This window comes from Lactobacillus taiwanensis DSM 21401, from assembly GCF_001436695.1.
Lineage (GTDB): Bacteria > Bacillota > Bacilli > Lactobacillales > Lactobacillaceae > Lactobacillus > Lactobacillus taiwanensis.
The window spans coordinates 1-22,683 of the sequence record NZ_AYZG01000024.1 but is presented as its reverse complement, the minus strand read 5'-3'; the positions used below and the strand labels follow the sequence as shown (position 1 = coordinate 22,683).

Sequence of the window (22,683 nt, the reverse complement as noted above, 5' to 3'; positions counted from 1 at the left end):
AGGAAAAGGGGTATTTGTTATAATTGAAATAGAAATTTAACGATAATTTATAAATTTTAGAAGGAAAAATATGTCACTTTTATATATTACTTTTGATATTTTGCTGATTGGCTATATTTTTTATAGTTGGTATTGGCAAGCGAACATTGATTATAAGGCTCGTTTTAGGAGTTCATCTGTTATTTGGGCTTTAATTTTTTTATTGATTGGTTTTTACTTAGATTACTTTACTGATCCAACATTACTCATGAATATCTTTATTGCAACATTTTTACTAATGAGTATTATCGATGGTGTTAGTGGCTTAGCTAAGAAACGATTAGTAGTAAGTGGATATTTTAAACGCACTGTTAAGTATACTGATATTGTTCATGTAACCTTGATTACTGTTCCCAATCCTAAAAAGCCAACTGTAATGGCTATCTTTCAGACCAATAATCGGCAAGCGTACTATTTGCGATTCTCTCAACAAATTAATGATGTAATTATAAATATTAGAAAATATTTAGGATCAAATGTTGGGATTGAGGTTCAATCCATAATGTAAGAAATACTAAGAGCACAAAAAATGTCTGGGAAAAAAGTCTGCTTTTAGTTAATCTCGGACTTTTACTCAAAAGAAAAATCCTATTAAATCAAGGTTTATCAATACCAAGATTTAGTAGGATTTCTTAATTTCTGAGTTTCTTCCCAGACACTTTTTTATAGAATTGGTGAAAGTAATCTAGAAAATGCTTGTTTAAAACGAAGATAACGAGACCAATTTGTAGTAATATCTAAGGTTAACTCACTACATTTTTCTAAATCTCTTTCAAAAATGCAATTTAATTCCCAGGTAATATTTTTATCGTAAAAAATAGCATCAGCTTCAAAATTTAAGCTATATGACCGGAAATCTTGGTTCATTGATCCAACTGCTGAAAAGCGATCGTCAACCATGACAGTTTTAGCATGAATAAAGCCACTATTGTAAACGTAGATTCTAATTCCTTCATGTAGCAAGTAGTTGGCATACCATTGCGTTGCGCGATAAATGAAGGGATGATCAGGCATTGACGGAATCATAATGCGTACATCTACTCCTGAATGGGCTGCAATAACCCAAGTAGCAATCATTGGATCATCTGGAACAAGGTAGGGGGTTTGAATCCATAATGTTTTTCTTGCCATCATCATCATTCGAATCATACCGTTACGTAAGTAAGGAGTAGAGGTATCTGGCCCGTCTGAAACAATTTGTGTGGCTACATCATCTTCTGTGAGTTTATTTTCTTCAATTTTTGGAAAAAGTTTTTCATTAAAAGAGATTGTCTCTCCTTTATCTGTTATTGAAGCATTCCAATCCATTACAAAACGCTCTTGAAGTAACAATGATGCAGAACCGACAATTCTAAGATGAGTATCACGCCAGTAGCCAAATTTCTTACTTTTGCTTACATATTGATCGCCGACATTAAAGCCACCGGTCCATGAAATTTTGCCGTCTATAACTACGATTTTTCGGTGAAGATGATAATTCATACGGTATTTTTTTATCATATTTTGAGAAGTGATAAAGGCGGCTACTTCGCCACCTAGATCAGTTAAAGGCTTGAACCATGTTTTTGAAGCTCCAGGCGAACCCCATGGATCATAAATAAGTCTGACTTTAACACCTTCACGAGCTTTTTTTATTAGAAGATTAAGAAATTTGTTCCCTAAATCGTCGTTCATAAATGAATAATATTCAACGTTAATAGTTTCTTGGGCCTCTTCGATGTCTTTAAAAAGTCGTTTAAACTTTTCTTCTCCATCTGTATAAAAACTAATTTTATTATTTTTGGAAAGTGGAGAATCGTGTTTGAAGTTGAAATAATCTATTAAAATTTTAGCCTCTTTAGAAGTATCAGTTGGCCCCGCAGCTTTAGGAATACGCGGGATCATTTTATTTACTTTATCAAGACCAATATGCTTTTGGTTATTAATAGCAAAGAGATTCTCTTGTGACAGACCACGTCCAATAAAGCCATATAGAATAAAACCAAGTACAGGGAAAATTAATAAAATGATTAACCAAGCCCACGAGGTTGCAACAGATCTTTTTCTGTGGAATACAACGTAAAAGGCTAAAAGGGTATTAACTGCCCAAAGAAGAGCCCAGAATTCATTCGAAAAAATAAGTATCCCCCCTGTTAACTTAGTTGTTATCGTCGTTATGTCTGCCGAAGATAAGGATAAGTCTAAATAATTGTAACATGCTTGTTAAAACAGCAGCTACGTAAGTTAAGGCAGCCGCAAATAGTACTTTGCGAGCTATCGGCATTTCTTGTGGATCTAAAATAGCACCATTGTTTAACATGCGTAATGCACGATGTGAGGCGTTAAACTCAACGGGTAGCGTTACTACTTGGAATACAAGAACTAAAGCAAAGCACCAAATACCAATTTTAATTAATGTTTGATTCATTCCTAAGACTAGACCTAAAAGAATTAATGGCATTGACAAGTTAGAGCCTAGAGAAACGATTGGAACTAAGGCAGAACGCAGTCTCATTGGAGCGTAATCACTGGCATCTTGTAGAGCATGTCCTACTTCGTGAGCAGCTACACCAACAGCTGCAATCGATGAAGAATTATAGACAGATTGAGAAAGGCTCAAAACTTTATTAGTTGGATTATAATTATCAGTCAAATTACCCGCAACTTCACGAATCTCTACTTCGTAAAGACCTGCTTGATCTAGAATATAACGTGCAGCTACTTTTCCTGTGTAGTTACCATGATTTTGAATTTGATCATAGCGGTTAAAGGTTGAATTAACATTCATTGAGGCCCAGCCTGAAATTGCTACACCTAAGATAATCATCCAAAAATATGGATCATAAAAAATGGCATATAATACATAGTTGTTTTTCTCTCTTTATAAAATTATTAATCTGTTAACTTCAAGAACTTGTTAATAATATTAATCACAAAGGGATTGTCATGCAAAATACTGTGTTCAGCTGCATCTCCTCGAACTTCTACTTCTTGGAAAGAATGAGCAACTGGAGCAAGAATATAGCGAATCGACTTAGCTGATACAACAGATATAAAGCGGTCGGTATTTGTTTCGTCTAAAATATTTCCGTAAATATTTAAAACTGAAATATCGGGATTGAAGCGTCTTTGATTAAATAGCATCCCTAAGTAAGAAGTACTCATTAAAATTGGACGTCCCTTTTCATTAAGGCGGTTAACATTCGGTAAATCTCCTAAGTACATTACTCCATCAAACGGGCCAGCAATTAATGCACAGTGATCTAAGTGAGGAAAGTTTTTTCTTAAACTAGTCTTCATTTCAGCTTTTATTACTGAGGGTGCACCTAATGAATGAGCAACTGCACTATATTTTTTAAAATGATATCTTTTGCTTAAGTAAGAAAGGGCAGCACGTAAGTAATATGAAGTAGCATAAACGCCAGCGATTCGATCTTTAAATATTAATTGAACAATTGGCTGCTTATCAGCTGTCCAAGTACCTTCTAAGATGAAATTTCCAAAAGGATCAATAGTTGCTTTTAGAAATTTGTCTGTATTTTTAGCTTTACATGCTGCTTCTACCATTTTGTTCGTTGTATAGTCTCCACCTCGAAAGCCATGAACATAAAAAATTGGTATTTGTTCGATAGTAAAGTCTGGGTCTTCAATAGTGGAGCTGTCTTCAACTTTTCTTTTGTGTATTCTAAGTAGCCAACGAGTAGGAGTAAAGGTAGCCATTAAACCTAAGACTGACATTCGGGCAATACTAGGTTCCTTATTTTTATGCTTATTATTTTTTTCAACTTCTTCACTATACTTTTTTTGAATAAAAAACATACTCTTCCTCCTTTCTGCTAGCATTAGCGTTAAAATTATTCTAACATTTTATAGTCGTTAGTAGGGAAGAGAGATTAAATATGAAATTTTACGCAGTGAAAAAAGGGCGTACACCTGGTGTTTATCGAACATGGGAAGATGCTAAGAAACAAGTGGATGGTTATTCAGGAGCAGAATATAAATCATTTGCTAAAATTACGGATGCTACTGAATATTTGAATTGGAATAAAGAGACACAACCAGATGTTGTAAAGGAAGATTCTTTAAATAGGGCAATTGAAAAAATTAAAGCTAATAGTATTTCAAAAGCTAAAAGTGCAAAGGTACATCAGGCTGCCTCCAATGGATCATCTGAATATTTCGCAACTATCTATACTGATGGTGGATCAAGAAATACCGGTGTTCATAAAGGTGGTCATGTTAATAAAACCGATAAAGCTGCGTGGGCTTACTTAATTGAATGGACAGATGGCCGTACCTATGGTTCTGGTGGAGAATTTGGTGCAACTAACAATAAGATGGAGTTATTGGGTTTGATTAATGCTTTAGAAAAGTTAATAGAACTTGGTTTTAATGAAAAACGTCTCTTGTTTGTTTTAGATTCCCAATATGTTTTAAATGGAATTAATAAGCACTGGATTGAAGGCTGGAAGAAACGTGGCTGGAGACGATCGAATGGGCCTTTGATTAACGCTAATGAATGGAAGAGATTAGACAGTTTGTTAGGTAGTTTTCCAGATAGTACATTTAGCTGGACTAAAGGACACGCGGATAACGACGGAAATATTTTTGTTGATCATGAACTAAATCGATACATGAATAAGATGAAATAAAAGTTTAAAAATTCGTAATATTATAAATAGCGACTATAATAAGAATTGAAAGTGCATAAATTAATTTAAATGAGGTGATATTATGAAAAAGTTTTTTAAAGTAATTGGTATTGGTACAGCAATTTGCACGGCTGTTGGTGTAGCTGTAGTAGTAACCAAGAAAATTATAGATAAAGTTAATAATAATGATGATGTAGTTGAAGATGAAGATCCAGAATTTGTAGACGAAGAAACTGCTGAAAATTCTGAAAAATCTGATACAACTAAAACAGAATAATTATTAAAATCCGCTTGATAAACAAAAAAAGTCTGCAAATTGCAGACCTTTTTTGATGCACTTTTACTAGTAGTTGCTATAATAATAAGTGAAAGACTAGAACGCACGCAGGTACTAGTTTTGACGACGGAGACGGCTATATTTAGCCGTCTTTTTTCTTAATTTATTTTAAAATAATTGCACCGCCGAAAATATTTCTAAACCAGTTAACAATAGAATCAATTAACTTTTGGAACCAGTTGCGGGTTTCCGGGGTATTGAATTTTGAAAAAATGTTTTTAGCACCAGATTGAATTTGGTCAGTTAATTGACCAGCTTGTTGCTGGAAATTTTTATCTTTTAAGGCACCAGAATTTTTGACCTTAATTAAAACATTAATAATTTGCTCTTTTTGGTCGTTGTTAATTGTGTCACCAAGATGATTAATATTAATTTGATTATTAACAATATCTCTAATTTGACTATTAGAAATATTTTGACCTTGTTTAGCCATTTCCTTTTTAGCTCCAGCAATAGCATTATTTAATTGGGCATCTGAGTAGCCTTCTTTACTCTTATTTTGGTTAGTAATTTTACTCAGGGTATTCATTTCTGTTTGTGCAGCATTAATTTGGCTTTGATTTAATGAATTGCCATTTTTAGCATAAGCGGCATATACGCCTGCTAAAGCACCAGATCCATCAATTGGAGTAGCAGAAGTGACATAAATATCAGCGTCTGAAATACCAGCAGTTAAAGCGGCATTTTTATATTGATTAGCAGTAATTGTTGTAATGTTATTGTGACCATTATAAGGTAAAATATGAACATTAATTCCACTACCAGAATTGGTCTTTTGGACCATTGCACTTGACCAGACACCAGAATTGTTGGTGAAGTCATAGCCAGAAGGGTTAAGGTATTTGACAAGATCAGACCCAGTAATTGTGATAGTAGTGTAGTTAGCACCATTTAATGATTGTGTTAGGGTATTAATTGTTCCTTGTTTTTGAGAAGAGGTAAGAGATGTACCTAATGTTACAACAGGAGTATTGTTATCATCTGCTTTTGCAGTTTTATTATTAGCAAAAGTGGCTAAGCTTAAAAATCCACTTGTTAGAATAGCTAGAAATGCAATTAGTATTTTTTTCATAATAATTATTCTCCTTATGAAAGATACTCATTTTAATGGCTATATTATAACCTAAATAATCAAGTGAATTATGTAAATAAGTATTAAGATGCTATAATCATAAGCAAAAGGAGGCAGACGCCGTGTTACGCCAGCCAATGTTAACGGTAATTATGCCTGTCTATAATATGGAAAAATATTTAGGTCGGGCGCTTGAAGCTTTAACAAAACAAAAAGATAGAAATTTTAAATTATTAATTGTTAATGACGGATCAAAGGATAAGACTCGCGAAGTAGCTGAGCAATATCGTGATCGGTTTCTTTATTTTGATATTATTAATAAAAAAAATGGTGGTCTTTCTGACGCTAGAAATGTCGGAATGACACATGTAACTACACCATATTTTACTTTTCATGATGGAGACGACTGGGTTGATCCTGGTTATACCACTTTTTTTGTCAGAGCCTTTGACGAACATCCTGATGTTGATATTGTCTCTTGTGGTTTTTGGATTGATTCAGAAAAGCGTCATGAAAGCCATCCAGTAGGAAATAAGACTAGTGGTGGCTTAATTGATAAAAGAGAAGCATATTTAAAAATGACTAATGTCTTTGGGTCACCTGTTAAGGGATATACCTGGAATAAGGGATATAAAATTAACATCGTAAAGAAATATCATTTGCATTTTGTAGAAGATTTGGCATTTATGGAAGATCAAATATTTAATGTTAAATATGTATCTTTAACTAATGGCTTTTACTATAGTTCGACACCTTATTATCATTATTGGCAAAGAGCTGATAGTATGGTTCACGATCTTAATCCCAAGAAAATACCAGATAATTTTAAAGCAAATTATCGTGTTTGGCGTCAAATAATTAAAAGTTTGATGGCAGAGCGTGAGGCTCAAAAAGAAAGTAAAAAAATTGCTAAAAAAGCATCTCTAAATGATTTTGATCATCAAGATTTATAAAAAATAATAGTTAAAAGGGTTCAATATGAAAATAAAAGTTAATGGGGTTGAAATTTATTATCAAAAATTGGGTAAAGGACATCCCTTAATTTTATTACATGGACATCATCAAGACGGTGGAGTATTTGATAAGTTAGTCGCTCCACTCTCTTTGTATTACACAGTTATTGTGCCAGATATGAGAGGACATGGCTTAAGTGAAGGACAAGCTAGTGAGCATTATCAAACTGAAGTAGAAGATTTAAGAGCATTTATTACTGAGCTTAAATTAAACAAACCTTATATTTTGGGCTTTGGTTCAGGAGGTCTAGTAACACTATCTTTAGCGGCTCAAGCGTCTGATTTAGTTTCTAAAATCATTGTTGCTGGAACTTACGTTAATGGTAATGGTGTAAATGCCAAGCATATTGCTGTTAATACAATTCGTGGATTTTTTAAGGGAGATCGAGATAGTAAAGTGGCTTTAACAGAAAGTCATATTCCTGTTGAGACTCTAAAAAGAATTGAAACGCCAACGTTGTGTGTTGTAGGAGAAAAAGACTGGGTTAAGGTTGAACACGTTCGTTGGTACAGCCAACTATTACCTAATTGTCGTTTGGTTTTAATGCCTCGGCAAACGCATTATAGTTATGTTGTTCATAGCTTGAAATTATTAGATTTAATTAAAGATTTTTGTAAAGAGAGCTAGAAGATGCTCTCTTTCTTTTTTTGAATTAGGTAGAATTAGTATATAAAGTAGTGATATTGGAAAAGCAGAAGGTTAAAAAGATGACAAAATAGTAGTTCAAGGAATGAACGGCGAGATGTCAGGAGATGGTGATACGATTTCCATTAAACATGCATCTCCCTTATTTGTAGGCAAACGTGAAATAGTGTTAGATATTCATAGTTTGCAAGCCGTTGTATAAAAAAGCTCATTTATTGATTAACAGTTTTCTAAAATTAGTTCCTAAGGGTGATAATCCAATGATTTATCAAACGGCAAGTTTACATCAGATGAGAAAAGATGAATTAGCTATTGTGTTGAGAGCATATGAAAATACAAATCCATAAGATGCGGAAAATTTTTATATTTATGTTGTTGGTCGTTCAGATCAAATTAAGGCAGCTGAAAAGAATCATTTATAATCTATAACTGAAAAGTAGAGCAAAATAGGAATTTTTCGTTATAATAAGAATAGCTGTTAATTTTACAAGGAAGGGCAAATTAATGAAAAAAGAAGAATTGCATGAAATGTTGCACCCAATGAAATTAATCGGACTTGGTGGAAACCAAGCCCTAGCAGAAAGAATTGCGGCTGCTTTGGATAAGCCATTACTTGAAACTGCTGTTCAACACTTTAGTGACGGAGAAATTCAAGTAAACATTACAGAAAGTGTTAGAGGCTGTGATGTCTACGTAATTCAATCTATTCAAGATCCAGTGAATGAAAACTTCATGGAACTAATGATTGTATTGGATGCTTTACATCGTGCATCTGCTCACTCTGTTAACGTAGTAATTCCTTATATGGCGTACTCTCGTCAAGACACTAAGAATCGCTCCCGTGAACCAATTACTGCCAAATTACTGGCTAACTTGCTTCAATTGACTGATATTGCTGACTTAATTGTCGTTGACTTACATGCATCTCAAATTCAAGGTTTCTACAATATCCCAGTTGACCACTTACATGCTATGCCAATCTTAGCTCAATACTTCTTAGATAATGGTATTGCAAGTAAGGAAAATGATGATGTAGTAGTTGTTTCTCCTGATCACTCTGGTGCAAAGCTCGCTCGTACTTTTGGTTCATACTTCGATGCTCCAATTGCTATTGTTGATCAACGCGGTGCACGTTATGATGCAGAAGCTCATGATATGATTGGGGACGTTAAAGACAAAACAGTCATTATCGTTGATGACTTGATTGATACTGGTTCTAGAATTGCCTCTTCAACTAGATCAGTTTTAGCTGCTGGTGCTAAGAAAGTTTATGTTGCTGCAACTCACGCACTACTTTCTCAAAATGCAATCGATGTATTGAACGAATTGCCAGTAGAACAAATCGTAGTAACTGATACTATTAAGCATAAGAAGTACCCAGATAGAATGGTTCGTTTATCTGTAGCACGTTTACTTGCTAAAGGTATTGATTACATTTACAACGATAAATCAATCCACCAAATCTTTGATGAGCAAAACAGAATTCAAGGATAATTCACATTTTATTTCAATATTTTTAAAGAGCAGAAAACTAGTATAATTACTAGTTTTCTGTTCTTTTTATTTGCAATAAATTTTATCCTATTGTTGAATGCTCACCAATGTTAATATATTATTAAGCAAAAATTAATATAAATAAAGTGTCAAAGATGAAGAAAGTATTTCAGATTCAGCTATATCTAAATATTTTGATAGCTATAATTATTTTAATTAGTTATCACACAGTTAAAGATTGGATTTACCTTGGAATTTTAGTTGCAGCAGTTTTAGTAAGTAAAAATAAAAAGATTTCTCAGCTAATAAATACGGTACTTATACCAATGATTTTTATCGAACAAGTTAGAGACTTGGGTAATATTCTCATGCAGCATCTTTCTAAGTTAACAATACTTATCTTTTGGATTTATGCTCTTGTGACCGTAATAGTATTGATTCCAGTCACAATAGTCGAGTATGGGAAAATTAAAAAGCCAATTTGGCGATTGATAGCATCAGTCTGGATGATTAATGTTGTTATTATGTATTGTCATCTTTTAACCTTAAAAAATGTAAATCCAGACGGCTTCTTAATGAGTTTAAATAAATCTGGCTTGGTTTATGCTTTAGCAATTTTAGTTTATGTCTATTTTGCTGTTAAAAGTTGGGGTTATGAATTTTACTTTAATTTACCAACTTTTAAGGGTAAAAAATTGCAGTTGCTTTCATTTATTTTAATTTTTGGATTAGCGATTTGGATTTCATTTTTTGAAGTATTTAGTGAATTTGCTCAGAGATGGCAAGAATTATTCTGGAATTGGGATTTTTCTTTACTTGATCCAACTGAACCGGTCTTTCTAAAAAACGCTTGGTCTGTCTATCTCTACTCAATAGAAGCGGGAATTGGTGAGGAAGCAGCCCGATATATAAACTTAATTTTGCTATTAGTACTTTTCAAAAATAAAAAGTGGCAAATTAATGGTGCGGTTTTAGGCAGTGCAATTCTATTTGCATTACCTCATATTGGAAATGCCTTTGCCTCAGAACTTAAGCAAACGTCACTAGCAACTGCTTTTCAAGTGATTGATACATTTGGCTTTGGGTGTTTTGCGGCTGTGCTAATTTTATATAGCGGTAAATTATGGCCGACAATGATAATCCATACACTACACGATATTCTTGTGTTTTCTGAAACTCCATTGACTCAAGATAGCGTGGACATTTTTGGCGGAAATACAGGTCAGTTTACTCATGTAATTATTAATTTAGTACTTTGGGTAAGTTTTGCCATTTTTATCTTAATTAAGAACAGAAAGTTAATAAAGCAGAATGTCCAAATCTTGACCCGAGTCCAAAAAACAGATTTGACAATTTCGTGAAGCAAGTTATAATACAAACAAATAAATAGCCATTAATTGACTATACAAGAACTTTAATTTCATAGAATAGAAATACCTCTAGTATAAGTTAAATACTAGGGGTATTTTTGTCTTTAAGGGAGGACTACAAAATTGGATGAAAAGGAGAAGCTAAAACTAAAAAGATCGCTTAAAAGCCGTCATGTAACAATGATTGCAATTGGTGGAGCAATTGGTACTGGATTGTTTTTAGGATCTGGCACAGCCATACAAAGTGCTGGCCCATCAATTATCTTGTCATATCTAGTTGTTGGAATTATTAGCTTTTTTATGATGAGAGCTTTAGGAGAACTAATTCTAGCAGATCCTGAGCAGCATTCATTTATTGAATCTGTAAAAAAATACCTTGGAAATAGAATGGAATTTGTTGCAGGCTGGACGTATTGGTTATGCTGGCTTAGTTTAGCAATGGCTGATTTAACTGCAACAGGAATTTATTTGAAATATTGGTTTAAAGACTTACCACAATGGGTAGGTCCTTTGGTAATCGTTGTTTTGTTAATGCTTGTTAACATGGTTAACGTCGGATTATTTGGTGAACTTGAAAGTTGGTTTTCAATGATTAAGGTTTTAGCTATCTTAGCCTTGATCATTACTGGAGCAATTCTACTTGTTATGCACACCAAAATTGACGGTAGAAGCGTTTCTTTAAGTAACCTGGTGAACTATGGGGGCTTTTTCCCAACAGGCTCTTGGGGCTTCTTAAAGTCATTTCAGATGGTGGTCTTTGCTTTCGTTGGAATTGAGATTGTTGGTTTAACAGCAGGTGAAACGGCTAATCCAGATAAAGATATTCCCAAGGCAATTAATACTTTGCCGGTAAGAATTGGATTATTCTACGTAGGGTCGATGATTGCTATTATGGCAGTCTATCCTTGGAACAAGATTGTTACTACAACTAGTCCATTTGTGCAGGTCTTTGGAGCAATTGGGATTCCAGCAGCAGCTGGAATTTTAAACTTTGTGGTTTTAACAGCTGCTATGTCTGCAACAAATAGTGCAATTTTTTCAACTAGTAGATCACTATATGCTTTATCTCGTGGAAATAATGCTTCTAAGCGATTTGGAAAGTTAAGTAAAAAGGCTGTGCCAAATAATGCGTTAACTTTCTCATCTTTGATTTTATTTATTGTTGTAATTCTTAATTACATTATGCCAGCACAGGTTTTTGATATCATTTCTAGTGTTTCAACGATTAACTTTATCATGGTCTGGATTATTATTATGTGGACACATTTGAAGTATCGGGCGGAAAATAAGAATAACTTGGGTAATTTTAGAATGCCAGGTTTTCCAATAACAAGCTGGTTAACGCTTATTTTTTACTTGGTAATTTTGATAATTCTAGCTTTAATACCGGCAACTAGATTGCCATTAGTAATCTCTATTATTTTCATTTTGTCTCTAGCTATTAGCTATTCTTTATTAGAAAAAAGAAAAAATAAGTAATATTACGTAACATGTAGAAGACTGACAAATAGTTTGTCAGCTTTTTATGTAGTTTTTGATGATGCAAATTATATTTTTCAGTAATGTTACTGATAGAGGATGCTGTAATAATTGAAATTAATGCTATGAAAACGCTATACTGTATAGGAATAGAATAGTAAAACGAGGAAAAGGATATGGCAAGACAAAAAAATTGGGTAAGACGACATGAGATATTGCGCAATACTTTTATGCTCCTTAAAAAGAGAGGAATGGAAAATGTATCGCTACAAATGATTGCAGATAAGTCTGGTATATCTAAATCATTACTCCAATCTTACTACCCTCATAAGAATCTTTTGATTACGGCAATTGTTACAAACTTTATGACAGCTATTTTAAAAAGTTTGAATTCGGCTGAATTTAAAGACTTAAATGAATATTCAAAAATGAAAATTTTTATTTATTTAATTTTGGAACAAGGAATTCAGGATAAGGGTGTTGAACGTGTTGTTAAAAGCATTTTAAGTGATAATGAGTCATTAGATCGCTGGAGTCAAATTCTAGATGATTGGCTTAAGAAGGAGGGAGTTAAGCATGATTTAGGAAATGATCGTCAAGTTCAGATTGGATTAAGCTTCATTGTTACTGGTGGAGGAAGTTTGTATATAAAACGTAACGAATTGAATTTAGATGCAGACCAAATTTCTGATATAATGGTAAAAACTTTTATGTCGACATTTTTGGCAATGGATGAGTCCAAGATAAATCAAGTCCTCAATGAAGCAAAATCTGTTTTACAAGAATATGAGCTCACTACTTTGACCCAGACTATTAATAAAATGTTTGACGAGTAATGTTAAGGAGGATCTAGGAAATGGCGGTACGCACACGCAGTGAGATGCGTAGGATTGATCAGGCTCAAACTGTGCATGATAAAAGATCCTTTGGAATTGCGATTTTTACAATTGTAGTTTTATTTTTTAGCTTAGTGACTTTTATGAATCCGATTTTTATGAAAAGTCAAATTGCAAAGGAAAGTAATGGAGTTGTAGCTGAACGATATATAAATCAAAAGTTTGATAATTTTGCGGCAACAATTGGTGCAGATCGAAGCAGTAATAATAGCACGAACAATCTCCTTACTGTTGAACAAACAAGACTAATTGCAAATGCAATGATTGATTATACTTTGGGTATTCACTTATTTAGGGCTGAAAATTCTAGCTTGGCTGGTCAAATTCGTAAAATTATATTAACTAAAATTGATGATAATTCCTCAATGGAAGCCAAGTCAGTTCAAGAAAAACTAAGGAAAAATAAAGAAGGCGGCTTGTATGCTATCATTACAAGTTTTGGCTTAGCTAATGCAACCTTAGCAGCAAATGTTGAACTTGTATTTTTAGTTTTAAATATTCTGGTTATTGTTTTTGTAGGAATAATAACTTATCAAAAAGTAAAAAGCTTGCTAGAGCTAGTTTCGACTAGACGATTGATTCACATGTTTGCAGCTGGTGGAATGAGAGCGTCAATTTGTTTAATTGTAATTTTTGGGTTATTAGCTTTCATTCCAACGATTTTTAATGTTGAAAGTCTTATTCTTAATATTGGTTATTTTTTAGAGATAGCCAGTGGAATTTTCTTAGAGTTAGTAATTGTGGGTGTAGTGACATTTGTAATTAGTACTATTACATGGCAAATTACTAGTGCTAAATAAGGCTCTATACTTTTTCCTGTTGATGGATATCTATGATATCCTATCGACAGGATTTTTTATTGCATAAAGAAAGAGGCCATAGCTTCTCCTAATGTAAAATCCTTCTACGACCAATTCATTATTGTTTTTTCCAATTATTAAAAAAATGTATTAACGGCAAATATCGTGATATCTATGTAGCTGAGCTTATTCAGCTCCATTGTCCTTACTGCCATTCTCATAATCTCAAACATAATGGTCATTATACTTCTAACGTACACTTTATTACCGCTGATGCTAACCATCCAGTTAAAGCAACGCGTGCTGTGTAATGGCTGTCTTGAAGGTGTCAATCGCAGGATTAAGCAAATTGAACGTACAGCCTATGGCTACAGCAGTTTTAGCCATCTATTAACTAGAATTAGACTAGAAGAAAATATTGTAAAAGAAAAGAAATCAAACAACTATACTTTAGTTACTTAATTCCTTAATCTAAAACTGGCCATCAAAGGATTTGATAAACAGCCTAAATAATAATTTTAATAGCATATAGAAAAAGGTCTCAGGTTTTTAAACCTGAGACCTTTTTCTAGGAAATGGCGCCGGATTGGATGATCTTAATTGTATTCAAGTAAGTGTAAAGTAGTTAGGGTATAAAATAATTGTAATATGCAACAGCCATAACGGCTCTTGTAAGGGTCCTCAACCATTTCTCACTACCTATTTTTACAGTAATTAAGCTTTAAATCAAGTTGAAAGGCTTAATTATTCTTAAATAATATAATATGCGTGATTTATATTGAAAAAATATTCTAAAAATATTAATTTATTACTTTATAAAACTTCGTGAAGTATTAATTTATTAATTAAATTGTCTAATCCATTGTTTTTTACCTAAATAATACCAGATTGTATGATTTACTGTAATTGTTTGACCATATGCATAACTTTTTCCAGAAATAACGTGATTAGATGTTTGTTTACGTAAACTTGGGTAAGGACTTGTATAAATATTGCTATCAAGTGAATGCTGATCGATATTTACTACACCAGCAGTTAAATCGGGATTGTTAAAAATATAAAAGTTATGGAACCATTGATCTTCACCTAGGCTGTAATAAGAATAACCATCTTGATAAGACCGTCCGAAAATTGCTGGATTCATTCTACGTTTTTTATTTAGAGAATCACGTAGTTCTTCTCCTTGAAGCAGGAGTGCAGATTTAATGGTAGTTGCTGAGTCTGGATCATTAGCTTGTTTTAAAATTGTCCGAGTTGTTCTGTCTTTGGTATCGTTGATATTTTGAGATGACGAGACTGTATTTGAATTTTCAGTCTTATTTTTATTTTGATTATTATCTTTTGAATTCTCAAGTTTTGGCTGATTTGCGGCTACTTGGTTAAAAAGTTTAAAGCTATACTGATAGACATTATCAATGTTAACACTATATTCATGTCCTGACACTAGCTTAATGTCTCCTGGAAAGTAAGTCAGGATAGTTTTAAAGAAACCAAAACCTTTATTGCCAAAGTTATTTACGTTTGTAGCTTGACTTACTTGTCCTGTATCAAGGTCAGTAACGGTGATTTTTGGTGTTCCAGAAATAGTCTTATCAGATAAATATAAGGACCAGGCAATATTATTTCCCTTAAGCAATTCAATCGGAAAGATACCACTATTTGGATAGGCAACTGAACTTTTGGAAGCTGCTTTGTAGCCATCGCTTGGATAAGCAACCTGTTGTACTGAATAGCGGTAATTGTTTGTTCCATAAGCTGCTCCGATACCAGTTGTAGTAAGACGACTTGATAAAAGCCAAGCGCGGTGACCAGTATCAGAACCATCAAGATTATAAGTATCAGTCAATAAGTCCGTAATTACATCCCCAGCTGATTGATTAGTTACATTAAAATTTAAATTTGAACTTGCTGACACACTCTTGGCAATTGTCCAATAGGTACTACTAATGAAAGCTGGTTTTGTTTCATTAGGCAGTCCATGTTGATTAGTAAATGGATTAGCATTAATTGCCGCCATGACGCTTGCCGTGATTTGAGCATTATCATTATCTGTTTTGTTAGCAGAGATACTTGGTAAGTCAAATATACTACGATAGAAATTAATATAATCTAGTTGCGAATTAACATAAGAATTAGTAACGGATCCTGGTGAAAAAGGCGTTGTTAAATGAGGAGTGCTTGCATATAGATTACCAGAATTAAAGGATTGTTTCGGTAATTTTGCGTATTGGTTTTGAACTTGATGAACTTCCTGAATTTCATCTTTTGTAAATGTTGCAGCTTGTGTGTTCGTAGCTATAGCGATACATGATGTTGCGGTAAGCGTAATAGCGACTAAAAAAGTAGTTGCTTTTTTTGTAAAGTTCATATTTTCTCCCTTTTTGAGGAACTAAATATTAAAATGTTAGTATTATATATAACTTAATTATAAGAAAAATTCATTCTTTTTAGACTTTTTTTCGAAAATAATGCATTATAGCGTCACGATTGTTTATAATAAGGATTCGAGGACAAAAAGGAGATAAAGATATGACTGACAAAATTAAGGTGGGTTTGATATTCGGTGGAAATTCTTCCGAATATGAAGTTTCTATCATGTCTGCCCACAACATTTATGAAGAAATTGATACTAACAAATTTGATGTTTATCCAATGTGGATCACTAATGATGGTTATTTAGCTAATGATGAAGATTCTCGTAAGGTATTAGAGAACCCTAAGATGGAAGTAGCTAACCCTCATAAAGTAGCTAACATTTCTAACATTGTTGAATTAAAAGATCGCCCAGAAATCGATGTATTTTTCCCAATTGTACACGGAAATCTAGGTGAAGATGGATGCTTACAAGGTTTATTTAGAGTGTTAGATAAGCCATTTGTTGGGGATGACGTTTTAGCTGCAGCCGTAACAATGGATAAGGAAATGACCAAGATTTTGGCACAGCGTGCTGGCGTTCCAGTAGCAAAATGGATTACTATTAAACGTTTTGAATATAACGATGCAGATAATGATAAGCTTGATTACGAACATGTAGCTAGTCAATTAGATTCTGATTTATTTGTAAAGCCATCAAATCAAGGTTCTTCAGTTGGTGTAAGTCATGTAACCAATGAAAAAGAATACAAGATTGCTTTAGCTGAAGCATTCAAATATGATGATAAAGTTTTAGTTGAAGAAACTGTTCATGGTACTGAAGTAGAAACTGCTGTTTTAGGCAATGATAATCCAATTGTTGCTGGTGTTGGTCAAATTATTAACGCTAAGGATTCATTCTATACCTACGAAAATAAGTATGATGATGATTCAACTTCAACTTTGGAAATACCAGCTAAATTACCAGAAGGAATTGTTGAAAAAGTCAGAAAGAACGCATTAAAAGTATTCCAAGCAACTGAATGTAGTGGTTTAGCAAGAATCGACTCTATGCTTCGTAAAGAAGACAACGAAGTTGTTTTAACAGAAGTTAATGCTCTTCCAGGCTTTACCAATATCAGTATGTATCCTAAATTATTTGAAGAAGTTGGAATTCCATATACTGACTTGATTACTAAATTAATTGATTACGCAATGGAACGTTACGATCACAAGAAGACTTTGTTGCATAAACATGATTAAAATTAGTATGTTTAATAAAGTAAGTAGTAAAGGGAGAATTTAGGATGGCAAGCGACCATAATTTTGAAGAACTTGAGGCCCCAGCAAAAACGGCGGAAGAACTTCATATCAGTGTAGCAACCTTAAGAAAGTATTCCTTAATCGTTGAAAAGGTTACTGGGAATAAGGACTATTATGAGAGAACCAAACAAAAGGCAAGACTTTATTCAGCTAAAGATATTGAAGACTTGAAGGCTTTTAAGGCTCTCTCAAAGAAGTCTGATTTAACCTTACAAGAGGCAGCTAGACAAGTGTTCGCCATAAGTGATAAAAAAACTGAAGAAGCTAAAAAATCTGCAAAATTACAAAAAGAGGTTGCAACAAATACTGCTACTGTTGATGCTGATCAAGTAGTTAAGCTTTTGACTATGTTACAAAATACTATTGCAAGCCAGAATAAAGCAATTGAAGATTTGCAGAAGCAGGTAGCTCGTGTTGAAGCTCAAAATAAGAAATTAATTGATAGTTCGCACCAGTTAGCTGAGCCAGAATCAGAAGATTCTAAAGAAAAAGTTCAAACTAATGAAGAACAGGAAGCTGCCACCGAAATTACTGAAGAGCAAAAGAGTGAGCAAGAAGCTCATGAAGAAATTTTAAGAAAAGCTAGAGAGAACGAAGAAAAACGTCGTAAGCAAAAGGTAGAAGAAAATATTCATCGTACCTTAGCACAAATGCAAATTCGTCCTAAAAAGAAACACCATTGGTGGGATCGCTTTTTCAAATAAAAATAGGATGCCGTCGGGCATCCTATTTTTATTCGTCTTCAGGTTCAATAATTAGAGATTCAGCTAATAAAACGTCGTTATAAAGACTTAAGATATATGTTCGATACTTACTTTCTTTTTGTCCAATCATTTCTAAATATTCGCGCTCTACTGCAAATGCTCTAAAAAAGGCTAAACGTTGTAAATATTGTTCTGACTTAGTCAGGTTAGGTTGATCAATTGTTTTAAGTAAGACAGCCATGTATTCACGAGTTTTAACAACTCGCTTTTGATTAAGTAGAGTGTAAATAACATGCCGCTTTACTCTTTGAGGTAAATACATTCTATGAACTGAGATTAGTGCACGTTTAACCATTTCATTTCTTACTTTATCTACTACAATATGGGCTTCTTCATCACTAACCTCATGTGGAAGAATGAATTGAAAAATTATCGTTGGAACAAGCATGCTTAAAATAATTAATAGGGCTTCAGACATGATAACTAAATTGTAGCTTTGAGTACCTAAAAAACGTGCACTGATTGTTAATGCTAAGGCTAGTGTTACCGCTCCGTGAATGCCTCCGAGTGAAAAGACAGTGCTTTCTCGTCGGTCATAGTGAATAATCAATCGAGCGTAGGTATAGCGAACTAATAAGTTAGCGAGATAGACAATTATACCAACAGTGATCCATTTTACTAGATCGCTATTAAATAATTTGTTGCGAGAGATTCTGACCATCATTAAACCTAAAATGATAAATACCATACTGTTAAAGATATCAGAAATAAGATTTTCTAAATCGCGACCCATGTGTATTTGCCTAGAGTTAATAAGTAAACTTTGTTGTGATTCCGCATTATGTAAAAGGCCAGCAACTACAACAGCAATAATTCCAGAAACGTGTAAGTGTTCTGCTAAGGCGTAAAGTGCGAGCGGAGTGAGAATATAAATTAAATTCTGAGCATTTAAGGAATTAAATCTTGATCTAATAAGAGATTGACGAAAAATAATGATTATCCATGCTACGGCAAATCCTAATATACTTCCTCCAACTGAAGATATGAGAAATTCTTGAATAGTTTGACTGTAGTTAATGTAGCCGTTAGCAAACCACAGTAAACTCATGTTAAGCAAGATAATTCCAGAAGCGTCATTAAAAAGTGATTCTGCTTTAAGTGATGCTGTTACTCGTCTTGGCATTCTTAAACCGTTAGTAACAGCCTCACTAGCAGTTGCATCTGTAGGTGTACTAATACTACCAATGATAAAAGCTAATGGTAGACTAATGCCGACTAGTAAATGAATGCTAAAGCCACTTACTATTAAGGCAAGTAGAACCATAATAACAGTTAAACCAATGATCTCTTTGATACGCCTACCAATATTATGAATTTTGGTTTTTTGTCCCTCGAAAAATAAAAGAGGAGCTACGATCAATTCCATAAAAATCTCAGGATTAAAACTAGCGATTTGATAATTTAAGAAAGGGACTAAACCGATGATGATCCCGATAATCATACTTATATAATTAGCAGAAACCTTGTCAATTGCTTGGGCAATAATGATACTAATTGCGGCCGCAATAGCTAAGGTAAAGCTGGAAATCATAAGTTCCATATTTAGATTTACCTCGAATGAATTACCATTTTTTAATAAATTATAAAAACTTTTAATGCTACTATAGTAGCATATTCAACAAAATTATTAAGGAAGATGACGAAGTGAAAAAGAATACAAAAATTTGGCTTAGTCTACTAGTTTTAGTAGTTGGAATAATCTTCACAATTCTAACCTATTTTTCAACTTCTTTTGCAAATAAATCAGTAGCTGTAATTACTGATAGCCAGATTAAAGACGTCTTGGTTGATAAGACTAAAGACAATTATGAAAATAAAGATGAAGTGAGACAGCAGACATTACACTTAAAAATTATATCGGGAAGATATCAAGGAAAGAAATTTACTGTTACAAATACTTATTCTCTTTCACAAGCTGTTTCGCAGAAATATCGGCCTCATCAACGCGTAATTGTTTCGTTTATTAAGGGAAAGCCAAAATTAGTAGAACCAAAGCGCGATTGGGTTGTGGTTTTAAGTATGTTTTTGACAATTAGCTTAATTATTTTAATTACAGGGAAACAAGCTAGTTTGTTATTAATTTCAATGATTTTAAATAGCATCATTTTCTATTTTGTAATTAAAAGTGATATTAGAGAAAATGGAACACGAATTTTCTTAATTTATAGCATCGCTACGATTTTATTTACATTTGTTTCATTAGTGATTGTACAAGGATTTAATCAAAAGATGCTTGTCACTTTGTGTGCAACATTATTAGGCGTTTTTGTTTCATTTAGCATTTTTTATTTGGTTATGAAACTAACGCATGAGCGTGGAATTGATTATGAAGCAGTTGATTATGCTACACAAGATCCACGTGCCTTATTTTTAGCACAGACAATTTTAGGTGTTTTAGGGGCAGTTATGGATGAGGCAACGGATATTGTCTCTAGTCTTTATGCACTTGCAAAACATAAGTCAGACCTAACATTTAAAGAGCTATTTATTAGCGGACGAACTCTAGGTCAAGAGATTATGGGGCCGCTAATAAATGTACTAGTTTTAATTTTTATGGCTGAGGCCCTACCTATGACAATTTTGTATTTGAGAGATAATAATACTTTGGTCTATACCTTTAAATATACCCTTTCTTTAGGGGTAATCCAGAGTTTAAGCTCGGCGATCGGAATTGTACTGACAGTGATTTTTGCAACTCTATGTAGTGCTGTCTTTTTAAGAAATAAAAAGCAGAGGTGGTAGAAAAATGACAACTTTAACTGCTCTTTTATTAATTCTTTTGATATTGATGATTATAGTCGGAGGAAAAACTGGCTTTAAGAGTTATCTAAGCGTCGTTATCAATGCCTGTTTACTGATTTTAGTTGCACTACTTATTTCTTGGGGAGTAAATATTGTATTGGTTGGAGTAATATTTATTCCTTTGAAATTACTAACGATTATTTATTTAGGAACACATGATTATACTGTAGCCAAAAATGCCTTTTTAACTGCTCTATGCGTGAGTTTGATTGTGATGTTTATAATTATCTTGTTTGAAAATTTAGCGCAAACTCAAGGCTTTGGAGACCAGGCAGGAGAAGAATTAATTGGTTTATCATTAAATGTAGGAATTAGTTTTTCTCAAATCGCAATTTTAGTTGCAATCTTTTCAATGCTAGGTGCAATTGCGGAAGCCAGTGTTGCAATGAGTGCTGGTTTACTTGAGTTAAAGCGGCATGATCCTAACATTACACAAAAGCAATTAATTAGAAGTGGGAATGAAGTTGGAGCGGATGTACTAGGAACAGCCATGAATACAATCTTATTTGGTTTATTTGGCAGTTTTTTACCAATATTTATTTGGTATGTAAGACTAAATTATTCCTTATTTGAAATTTTAAATGATAAACTTTTTGTGGATGAGTTTTTAATTATTGTATATTCGTTCATTGGCGTGCTTTTAACGGTACCATTAACTATAATATTCTTAGCACACACTTTAACGAATAAAGAAAATAAAAAGTAGAGATAAATAGAGGCAGAGTAGTATGAAAATAGAGAATTTGACGTTAACAAATTTTAATGGGCGTGAATTTAACGTTACTTATTATAGTTTGCAAGATAATCCGCAACTTCTCCTAAAAAAAAGACCGCTAATGTTAGTCTTTCCAGGTGGTAGTTTTGATCATTTATCATTAAGAGAAGGAGAACCAGTTGCCTTAGCTTATGCAGCTCATGGATTTGATGCAGCAATAGTGTCATATAATTTAACTACCGATCCTGGCAGAATTTATCCTGATGCTGCTTTATCTGGTTTAACTGCTGTTGCATACTTTAGAAAAAACAGTGAGAAGTTAGGCCTTGATAAGGATAAAATTACAACAATTGGTTTTTCAGCTGGCGGCCATGTTGTTAGTTCGATGAATGTAATGGCAGAAAGTCAAAAATGGCAGTCTGAATATCATTTTGAGCATGATAAAGTATCACCAAATGCGACTATTTTAGGTTATCCGTTAATTAATATTAAAGATATTGGTTTTCCTTTACCTTCTTATGCTAAGGAAAAAATGCCAACTGCGAAGGATTTATTAGATACAGCGTTAGGAGTTACTCCTGAAACACCGCCTACTTTTATTTTTCAAGCAGTAGATGATCCAGTTGTCTTAATTGATAATACTATTGAATATATTACTGCCCTAAGAAAAAATAGAATTCGCTTTGAAGCACACTTGTTTAATAAAGGAGGACATGGATTTTCTCTTGCTACTCCTGAATTGGCAACTGCTGAACGCAAAGCTGATCCACATCTGGCACATTGGTTTGAATTGAGCCTTGAATGGTTAAAAGATAGAAAGATTTATGTTTAGTTTCACGTGAAACAAAAAACTGTAGAAAAAAGTCCGAAAAGATGAAATGACTATACATTTCCGGCTCTATAATAAATCCTGTTGATGGATATCTATGATATTCTATCGACAGGATTTT

22 protein-coding genes and 1 pseudogene are annotated in these 22,683 nt (G+C 33.4%); 17 read left to right on the top strand and 6 right to left on the bottom strand.

Annotation, left to right across the window (positions count from 1 at the left end):
* Positions 1–70 precede the first annotated feature (70 nt).
* The gene (locus FD18_RS04720; protein WP_057718867.1) at positions 71–547 is read left to right on the top strand and encodes a hypothetical protein; all 477 of its coding nucleotides are present in this window, start codon (positions 71–73) and stop codon (positions 545–547) included.
* A 155-nt stretch (positions 548–702) separates the two neighbouring features.
* On the opposite strand, the gene cls is transcribed toward FD18_RS04720, so the two are convergent.
* The 3 genes from cls to FD18_RS04705 form a co-directional block, all read right to left on the bottom strand.
* The gene (gene cls / locus FD18_RS04715) at positions 703–2,163 is read right to left on the bottom strand and encodes a cardiolipin synthase (protein WP_057718866.1); all 1,461 of its coding nucleotides are present in this window, start codon (positions 2,161–2,163) and stop codon (positions 703–705) included.
* A 13-nt stretch (positions 2,164–2,176) separates the two neighbouring features.
* Positions 2,177–2,845 (bottom strand): zinc metallopeptidase, encoded by a 669-nt coding sequence (locus FD18_RS04710; RefSeq protein ID WP_057718865.1) that lies wholly within the window; start codon positions 2,843–2,845, stop codon positions 2,177–2,179.
* 65 nt (positions 2,846–2,910) lie between these two features.
* Positions 2,911–3,837, bottom strand: a complete 927-nt coding sequence (locus tag FD18_RS04705) for an alpha/beta hydrolase (RefSeq protein ID WP_057718864.1) — start codon at positions 3,835–3,837, stop codon at positions 2,911–2,913.
* Between the two features lie 80 nt (positions 3,838–3,917).
* Here FD18_RS04705 and FD18_RS04700 point away from each other — a divergent pair, with 80 nt between their 5' ends.
* Together FD18_RS04700 and FD18_RS04695 are read left to right on the top strand one after the other, a co-directional pair.
* Positions 3,918–4,670 carry a ribonuclease H family protein gene (locus FD18_RS04700; protein ID WP_057718863.1) on the top strand — a complete coding sequence of 251 codons (753 nt, stop codon included), beginning with the start codon at positions 3,918–3,920 and terminating at the stop codon, positions 4,668–4,670.
* An 82-nt stretch (positions 4,671–4,752) separates the two neighbouring features.
* The gene (locus tag FD18_RS04695) at positions 4,753–4,947 is read left to right on the top strand and encodes a hypothetical protein (protein WP_057718862.1); all 195 of its coding nucleotides are present in this window, start codon (positions 4,753–4,755) and stop codon (positions 4,945–4,947) included.
* Positions 4,948–5,110: 163 nt separating this feature from the next.
* On the opposite strand, the gene FD18_RS04690 is transcribed toward FD18_RS04695, so the two are convergent.
* Positions 5,111–6,079 (bottom strand): DUF1002 domain-containing protein, encoded by a 969-nt coding sequence (locus FD18_RS04690; protein ID WP_057718861.1) that lies wholly within the window; start codon positions 6,077–6,079, stop codon positions 5,111–5,113.
* A gap of 122 nt (positions 6,080–6,201) precedes the next feature.
* On the opposite strand from FD18_RS04690, the gene FD18_RS04685 reads away from it, so the two are divergent.
* From FD18_RS04685 to FD18_RS09925, 9 genes and pseudogenes are all read left to right on the top strand, one after another.
* Entirely contained in the window at positions 6,202–7,032 is an 831-nt protein-coding gene (locus FD18_RS04685; protein ID WP_057718860.1) for a glycosyltransferase family 2 protein, read from the top strand.
* 25 nt (positions 7,033–7,057) lie between these two features.
* Positions 7,058–7,720 carry an alpha/beta fold hydrolase gene (locus FD18_RS04680; protein WP_057718859.1) on the top strand — a complete coding sequence of 221 codons (663 nt, stop codon included), beginning with the start codon at positions 7,058–7,060 and terminating at the stop codon, positions 7,718–7,720.
* Positions 7,721–7,953: 233 nt separating this feature from the next.
* Entirely contained in the window at positions 7,954–8,085 is a 132-nt protein-coding gene (locus tag FD18_RS10335) for a hypothetical protein (RefSeq protein WP_256978338.1), read from the top strand.
* Positions 8,086–8,242: 157 nt separating this feature from the next.
* A complete protein-coding gene (locus tag FD18_RS04670) occupies positions 8,243–9,232 on the top strand; it encodes a ribose-phosphate diphosphokinase (RefSeq protein WP_057718858.1) in 990 nt (329 codons plus the stop codon).
* A gap of 155 nt (positions 9,233–9,387) precedes the next feature.
* Positions 9,388–10,593: a CPBP family intramembrane glutamic endopeptidase gene (locus FD18_RS04665; RefSeq protein WP_235499883.1), complete on the top strand. Its 1,206-nt coding sequence runs from the start codon at positions 9,388–9,390 to the stop codon at positions 10,591–10,593.
* Between the two features lie 132 nt (positions 10,594–10,725).
* Positions 10,726–12,081, top strand: a complete 1,356-nt coding sequence (locus FD18_RS04660) for an amino acid permease (RefSeq protein WP_057718856.1) — start codon at positions 10,726–10,728, stop codon at positions 12,079–12,081.
* Positions 12,082–12,257: 176 nt separating this feature from the next.
* A complete protein-coding gene (locus FD18_RS04655; protein ID WP_057718855.1) occupies positions 12,258–12,917 on the top strand; it encodes a TetR/AcrR family transcriptional regulator in 660 nt (219 codons plus the stop codon).
* A 20-nt stretch (positions 12,918–12,937) separates the two neighbouring features.
* Positions 12,938–13,777, top strand: a complete 840-nt coding sequence (locus FD18_RS04650; RefSeq protein WP_057718854.1) for a hypothetical protein — start codon at positions 12,938–12,940, stop codon at positions 13,775–13,777.
* A 309-nt stretch (positions 13,778–14,086) separates the two neighbouring features.
* Positions 14,087–14,239 (top strand): annotated as a pseudogene (locus FD18_RS09925) (transposase); the annotation flags it as partial.
* 379 nt (positions 14,240–14,618) lie between these two features.
* Here the strand turns inward: FD18_RS09925 and FD18_RS04645 are convergent.
* On the bottom strand, positions 14,619–16,145 hold the full coding sequence (locus tag FD18_RS04645) for a CAP domain-containing protein (protein ID WP_057718853.1): 1,527 nt from the start codon (positions 16,143–16,145) through the stop codon (positions 14,619–14,621).
* A gap of 161 nt (positions 16,146–16,306) precedes the next feature.
* Here FD18_RS04645 and FD18_RS04640 point away from each other — a divergent pair, with 161 nt between their 5' ends.
* Positions 16,307–17,392 carry a D-alanine--D-alanine ligase family protein gene (locus FD18_RS04640; RefSeq protein ID WP_057718852.1) on the top strand — a complete coding sequence of 362 codons (1,086 nt, stop codon included), beginning with the start codon at positions 16,307–16,309 and terminating at the stop codon, positions 17,390–17,392.
* A gap of 44 nt (positions 17,393–17,436) precedes the next feature.
* A complete protein-coding gene (locus FD18_RS04635; protein WP_057718851.1) occupies positions 17,437–18,156 on the top strand; it encodes a coiled-coil domain-containing protein in 720 nt (239 codons plus the stop codon).
* Between the two features lie 28 nt (positions 18,157–18,184).
* On the opposite strand, the gene FD18_RS04630 is transcribed toward FD18_RS04635, so the two are convergent.
* Positions 18,185–19,756 carry a cation:proton antiporter gene (locus tag FD18_RS04630; RefSeq protein WP_057718850.1) on the bottom strand — a complete coding sequence of 524 codons (1,572 nt, stop codon included), beginning with the start codon at positions 19,754–19,756 and terminating at the stop codon, positions 18,185–18,187.
* A gap of 104 nt (positions 19,757–19,860) precedes the next feature.
* Here FD18_RS04630 and FD18_RS04625 point away from each other — a divergent pair, with 104 nt between their 5' ends.
* The 3 genes from FD18_RS04625 to FD18_RS04615 are packed head-to-tail and all read left to right on the top strand — an operon-like array spanning position 19,861 to position 22,565.
* A complete protein-coding gene (locus tag FD18_RS04625) occupies positions 19,861–20,958 on the top strand; it encodes a YibE/F family protein (protein WP_057718849.1) in 1,098 nt (365 codons plus the stop codon).
* A gap of 4 nt (positions 20,959–20,962) precedes the next feature.
* The gene (locus FD18_RS04620) at positions 20,963–21,724 is read left to right on the top strand and encodes a YibE/F family protein (RefSeq protein WP_057718848.1); all 762 of its coding nucleotides are present in this window, start codon (positions 20,963–20,965) and stop codon (positions 21,722–21,724) included.
* Between the two features lie 22 nt (positions 21,725–21,746).
* Positions 21,747–22,565, top strand: a complete 819-nt coding sequence (locus FD18_RS04615; protein ID WP_057718847.1) for an alpha/beta hydrolase — start codon at positions 21,747–21,749, stop codon at positions 22,563–22,565.
* The last annotated feature ends 118 nt before the right edge of the window (positions 22,566–22,683 follow it).

Excerpts from the sequence above, each read along its gene's own strand:
- FD18_RS04720 (WP_057718867.1), top strand. The coding sequence starts at position 71 with ATGTCACTTTTATATATTACTTTTGATATTTTGCTGATTGGCTATATT.
- FD18_RS04710 (WP_057718865.1), bottom strand. The coding sequence starts at position 2,845 with ATGATTATCTTAGGTGTAGCAATTTCAGGCTGGGCCTCAATGAATGTT.
- FD18_RS04705 (WP_057718864.1), bottom strand. The coding sequence starts at position 3,837 with ATGTTTTTTATTCAAAAAAAGTATAGTGAAGAAGTTGAAAAAAATAAT.
- FD18_RS04700 (WP_057718863.1), top strand. The coding sequence starts at position 3,918 with ATGAAATTTTACGCAGTGAAAAAAGGGCGTACACCTGGTGTTTATCGA.
- FD18_RS04695 (WP_057718862.1), top strand. The coding sequence starts at position 4,753 with ATGAAAAAGTTTTTTAAAGTAATTGGTATTGGTACAGCAATTTGCACG.
- FD18_RS04690 (WP_057718861.1), bottom strand. The coding sequence starts at position 6,079 with ATGAAAAAAATACTAATTGCATTTCTAGCTATTCTAACAAGTGGATTT.
- FD18_RS04680 (WP_057718859.1), top strand. The coding sequence starts at position 7,058 with ATGAAAATAAAAGTTAATGGGGTTGAAATTTATTATCAAAAATTGGGT.
- FD18_RS04670 (WP_057718858.1), top strand. The coding sequence starts at position 8,243 with ATGAAAAAAGAAGAATTGCATGAAATGTTGCACCCAATGAAATTAATC.
- FD18_RS04665 (WP_235499883.1), top strand. The coding sequence starts at position 9,388 with ATGAAGAAAGTATTTCAGATTCAGCTATATCTAAATATTTTGATAGCT.
- FD18_RS04655 (WP_057718855.1), top strand. The coding sequence starts at position 12,258 with ATGGCAAGACAAAAAAATTGGGTAAGACGACATGAGATATTGCGCAAT.
- FD18_RS04650 (WP_057718854.1), top strand. The coding sequence starts at position 12,938 with ATGGCGGTACGCACACGCAGTGAGATGCGTAGGATTGATCAGGCTCAA.
- FD18_RS04645 (WP_057718853.1), bottom strand. The coding sequence starts at position 16,145 with ATGAACTTTACAAAAAAAGCAACTACTTTTTTAGTCGCTATTACGCTT.
- FD18_RS04640 (WP_057718852.1), top strand. The coding sequence starts at position 16,307 with ATGACTGACAAAATTAAGGTGGGTTTGATATTCGGTGGAAATTCTTCC.
- FD18_RS04635 (WP_057718851.1), top strand. The coding sequence starts at position 17,437 with ATGGCAAGCGACCATAATTTTGAAGAACTTGAGGCCCCAGCAAAAACG.
- FD18_RS04630 (WP_057718850.1), bottom strand. The coding sequence starts at position 19,756 with ATGGAACTTATGATTTCCAGCTTTACCTTAGCTATTGCGGCCGCAATT.
- FD18_RS04620 (WP_057718848.1), top strand. The coding sequence starts at position 20,963 with ATGACAACTTTAACTGCTCTTTTATTAATTCTTTTGATATTGATGATT.
- FD18_RS04615 (WP_057718847.1), top strand. The coding sequence starts at position 21,747 with ATGAAAATAGAGAATTTGACGTTAACAAATTTTAATGGGCGTGAATTT.